This is a genomic window from Deinococcus sp. (genome assembly GCF_018260405.1).
Lineage (GTDB): Bacteria > Deinococcota > Deinococci > Deinococcales > Deinococcaceae > Deinococcus.
Genome location: NZ_JAGLBG010000142.1, coordinates 1 through 4355, shown reverse-complemented (window position 1 = coordinate 4355; position 4355 = coordinate 1). Strand labels below are relative to the sequence as shown.

Annotated in this window: 6 protein-coding genes; 1 reads left to right on the top strand and 5 read right to left on the bottom strand. The window is 60.1% G+C overall.

What is annotated here, in order from left to right; all coding sequences use genetic code 11:
- Positions 1-635 precede the first annotated feature (635 nt).
- On the top strand, positions 636-1619 hold the full coding sequence (locus QZ269_RS12200) for a hypothetical protein (protein ID WP_291426979.1): 984 nt from the start codon (positions 636-638) through the stop codon (positions 1617-1619).
- Here the strand turns inward: QZ269_RS12200 and QZ269_RS12195 are convergent.
- From QZ269_RS12195 to QZ269_RS12175, 5 genes are all read right to left on the bottom strand, one after another.
- Positions 1616-2266 (bottom strand): ribonucleotide reductase N-terminal alpha domain-containing protein, encoded by a 651-nt coding sequence (locus QZ269_RS12195; protein ID WP_291426978.1) that lies wholly within the window; start codon positions 2264-2266, stop codon positions 1616-1618. The genes QZ269_RS12200 and QZ269_RS12195 overlap by 4 nt on opposite strands.
- Positions 2250-2630, bottom strand: coding sequence for a class Ib ribonucleoside-diphosphate reductase assembly flavoprotein NrdI (gene nrdI, locus QZ269_RS12190; protein ID WP_291426977.1), 381 nt, complete (start codon positions 2628-2630; stop codon positions 2250-2252). The genes QZ269_RS12195 and nrdI overlap by 17 nt, the downstream gene beginning before the upstream one ends.
- Before the next feature lie 2 nt (positions 2631-2632).
- Positions 2633-2851: a hypothetical protein gene (locus tag QZ269_RS12185; protein WP_291426976.1), complete on the bottom strand. Its 219-nt coding sequence runs from the start codon at positions 2849-2851 to the stop codon at positions 2633-2635.
- Positions 2841-3329 carry an acyl-CoA thioesterase gene (locus QZ269_RS12180; RefSeq protein WP_291426975.1) on the bottom strand — a complete coding sequence of 163 codons (489 nt, stop codon included), beginning with the start codon at positions 3327-3329 and terminating at the stop codon, positions 2841-2843. The genes QZ269_RS12185 and QZ269_RS12180 overlap by 11 nt, the downstream gene beginning before the upstream one ends.
- 505 nt (positions 3330-3834) lie before the next feature.
- Positions 3835-4233 carry a hypothetical protein gene (locus tag QZ269_RS12175; protein WP_291426974.1) on the bottom strand — a complete coding sequence of 133 codons (399 nt, stop codon included), beginning with the start codon at positions 4231-4233 and terminating at the stop codon, positions 3835-3837.
- Positions 4234-4355 lie beyond the last annotated feature (122 nt).

Here is a 4355-nt window from a genome sequence, read left to right as displayed (position 1 = left end):
CCTAGTAGGCCCGCCAGAGAAAATGTGTTCTACGTCACTAGGGTAATTTTTCGGCTCAACTCTCACGTCACCCCGTGGTATCAGGTTATACAGGCCGGAGGCCCTGCCGGGAGTACCTACCCCGTAAGGGGTTCCTTTTTGGGGGTGCGCCCAGGCCCTTGTCCGTCCTGGCCTCCCTTTTAGCTCGCTTTTTGCCCTTCCGCGTGTCTTAAACTGGTTGTCTTTGGCTCTTTTTGGCGTGCTGGGGTGCTGGGTGTGTCGCCATCCTCACCCCAACTGAGGCTCTTGGGTGGTTGTGCTGGCTCTTTTCCAGCACAGCCGCGCAAGGGCTGAAGGCGGGATATGCCTAGGTTGCTCGTGAGGTGGGTCTGTCTGGCCCCCGAAATTTTTTGAAAAATCGGCGTTTTTCGGATTTTGGCCCAGTTTTGGGAGTGTTGAGCGGCGGGCCTGTGGATAACTTGGGGAGGGTGGGCGGTTGGCGCTGGCGTGACCAGCGGCGCAAAGGGCGCACCGCAGGCCCCACCAGCACCAACCGCCCGCGAGGATGAGACCCGCCCCCGGTCTGAAATTTTTCACCCAAACCGCGTAACACGTTATGAAGATTGACTAAACCGCGTTACGCGCTATAATGAGCCATGACCAAAGTTCGCAACCCGAAAGGCCATATCGCCACGTTGGGAACCGTGCCGCTGGCGGCGGGCGAAAAAAGCCGACCTGTACGGGTTCGGGCGCGTGAGTGGGTCTTTGAGAGGCTGGCGGGGATGTCTGCCGCCGAGGTAGGCGAACTGATAGAAAGCGCGTTACGCGGTTTGGATGGCAAACCGGGCAAGCCTAGCGCCGCGCCTGCCGTGTTGCCCAGTACGCCCGAACTGTTCCCGGTGGAGCCAAAACCGCAGCCACAGCAGGCCAAAAACACCGTATCAGCCACTAAAAAGCCAAAAACCCCCAAACCGACAACACCAGCAGCGCCGGGAGGGGGAGCGCCAGGAGCAGCAGGCCCAGCCGTGCCCCCCCCAATTGCTGACCAGATGCGGGTGACGGGAAGCAAGCTCAGTACGGCCCAGGCGCTGATTTGCGCGGGGCTAAAGCTGCCGGGAGCGGTGGCGGAGTACGACAGCTATGAGCGGCGGTGGATGGTTGGATTTGCAGGCGCACCAGCGAGGGAAGCAGACCTAGAGGAACTGGCCCGAATGGGCGTGTTGGAAGTAACTGGAGAAGGGCGGGGAGCGGTGTACAAACTGGCTGAGCAAGTCCAATCAACACCCACCACACAGGACAGCCCCAGGAAGCGGGGTAGACCACGCAAAGAAGGCCCGCGTGCGCGACCTAAAAAGGAAGCAGCTAAGCCAGTAGCCCAGAAAAAACCGCAGGCGGAACCGCTGAAACCTGCTCCATATAGGTTGGCCCGTTTACCCCGGCGTGACCTGCTGTCGGACATTCAGCGGTATGTGGTGGAATTGCTGGAAGCGGGCGGGGTGCTGCACCAGGAGGGAGAGGGACAGACTTACTTTGTGGTGAATGAACGAGGCTCAGCCCTGAAAGTACATGCGGGAACCATCAAGACGATGATACGGACGGGGATATTGCGGCCCCAGGATGGGGGCGGTTCTGTGCGCTAACTGTCATTAGTGACGTTCTGGATGCCGCGCAGCGACTCGCCCCGCGCCCGCAGGTTGCTGACCTCCACGCCGATCCCGCCGCCCCCCTTCGACAGTTCCGCCACGAAGGAGAGGGTCTTGGTGATCGAATCGAGGTTGTCGGTGCAGTCCTGCAACAGAAAACAACTCACCAGCCTGCCCGTGTTGGCCTTGCCGGAGTTCATCAGGGTGGGCGTGGCGGGCGTGAAGGTCTGGTTCACGAGGTGGTGAACGAGTTCCAGCGCCTCATCTACGTTCTCCGAGCGGGCGAGCGCCGTGATGCTGAGGCGATCCTCATACCGTTCCAGCCAGCGCGTGCGATCCGGGGTCATGGTGGCGTACTCGCTGTAGAACTTGTACGCGCCCATGAACGCCTTGAAGCGGAACTTGTAACTGTAGGCGCGGTCGAATACGGCCTGAACTTCTTTGGGCGTGTACCGCTCGAAAAGAGAAGCGTCCCACACGCCCTGCTCGGTGAGGTAACGGATTTTCTCCGGCAGGTTGTGGAAGAACACCGTGTTCGGGTTGACTTTCTCCTGAAAGTACACTTGCAGGGCATCGGTGTCGTAGCGGGTGTCCACCGCGTTTCCGGCGAGGACTTTGTTGTTCAGTTCAATCCAGGGTTCCATTCATGCTCCTGAGCCAGGTTGAGACGGACTGACAGTCTTTTGCCGTACCAGATTTATTCAGTTTCGCCACGACAGGCACGCGGTATTCAGCGGCGATCAGGTCGGCGGCGCGGGCGAAGTTATGGCCCCAGTGAAAGGAACCGCTGGCGACCACCCCGCGCAGCAGATGCCCATGCGTCTGAAGGAACTTCCGGGTGCTGAGCGGAACTTCCCCTGTGCCGAAGGTGTAGGTCAGCAGCAGGAACTCACGCGCCGGAGCCTGCTGACGCAGATCGAGCAACTCCGTGCCGCCACAGTCCAGCGCCACGGCCTGCGCGAAACGCCGCACGTTGCCCGTCATCGAGTCGTAAACGAGTTGCAGCACGACTAGCCTTTCAGATGCCTGGGCGATTCGTGGCCCTGGCGCAGTTCCGAGTTGAATTCACTCATGTCGGCGGCCAGCACGTTCACCACCCGACGCACTTCAGCCTCGCTCAGCACGCCCTTGTCATGCAGGATGGCAAGGAGGGAGAGCATCATCTCCGCGCTGCCGCGCCCCTTGGCAATTCCCGTCAGCAGCACGGCCAACGGCAGTTCAGCGGGCATCTTCGCTGCCTTTCAGCGGCGGTACACCCTCCGGTTGTCCGTCGCCGCCCAGCGCTACCAGCACGAATTCACCAGAGCATCCCAATTGGCGTTTTTCGGAGTACATATCCTCGATAAACAGTTCGACCAATACTGTCATGGACGTGCGTCCGGTCTTCACCACGCGGGCGACCAGTTCCACCAGGGTTCCCTGCGGGATGGGTCGCCGGAAATCCAGCGCGTTCAGGTGGCGCGTCACGACCTTGCGGCGGCAGTACCGGGTCGCGGCGATGAAGGCGGCGCTGTCCATGTAAGCCAAGGCGTCCCCGCCAAACAGTGTACCGTGGTGGTTGGTGTCACCGGGAAAAACGATGTGGGTCACGCGTGTTTCGCCCGCATACGGGCGCGGTGGGTTCAGCACGCGAAGGTCACCAGGCGGATAGTCGAGGAAGTCCATCACCAGCAGGTCTGTGCTGTCGGTTTTGGCGGAATCAGGCAAGGAAGCACCTCCGGGGAAAACAAGCACGACGGTTCAGGCGTTCATGACACCTGTACCAGCAAACGGAAACGCGCCCCCATACAATGGGCGCGGTCAAATCAAGTTCAATTCTGCAATTCTTCCCACCTGACGCCCCTGACGCGGGGGCGAAGCACAAAAGAGGCGTAATCCGCGAGGCGAGCGTTCGGACTGTGACCGTAGCGCGACTGTGCCGGACTGAACCCAGAGTGCGGGCATGACCGGACTTCCCTCTGTTCCTGCGGAGGCTTTCAACCTGAAAGCAACATGCAGATACTACAGGTGGTAGGGGTTAGGGGTCAAGCATGCTAGATATTGACCATCTTGCGCTGTTGCGTCAAATGGCAGCTTTACTGACACCTCCCCAGAATACGCCAAAACCTGCTCCCAAACGGCAAAAAGCTGTGTTTCACAGCACACAGAATCAGGCCAGCCAAAAGCACCAGGCGCGGGCCTGGGGGTTGGTACTGCTGTCAGTTTGGGGGGTTCAGGCCGCTACTGGTTTGGGCCTGCCCCCTGCACGCGTGGGCGCAAGCAGCTTCAGGGCGTCATAGATTCCGCAGGCTTTCAGCTCGGCCACCACCAGGGCGGCGGGGTTTTTCTGGCTCCGGCAATTCATAGTTTCATCGTGTTTAATGTCGTGCCAGACGCGGGCCAGCAGGTGGGCCACGTCGTCGGCGTAGGGGTGGCCCTGGTCGTCGGCGCGGATGAGTTGCCAGACCAGCCAGCACCAGAATCGGGTGTTGGCCGTGTCGTCGAACTGGGCCGCGAGGGCGTGCGCGGTTTTTTCCACCTCCAGGTTTCTACGCTGTCGCGAAAGGCCCGCGAGGCTTGGCAGGGTAAAAATCACGTCGAGGCCGTGCGAAATGGCGGTTGCAACAGTCAAGGTAACGTCAGTGGAGTTAGAAAAACCAGCTAACACCCACTTTATTATTGATAACGCGGTAAGTTCGTGGCGAGAAGTAAACTGGGGGCATGACTGAGGTTTGGCGACCCAGACTCCTGACC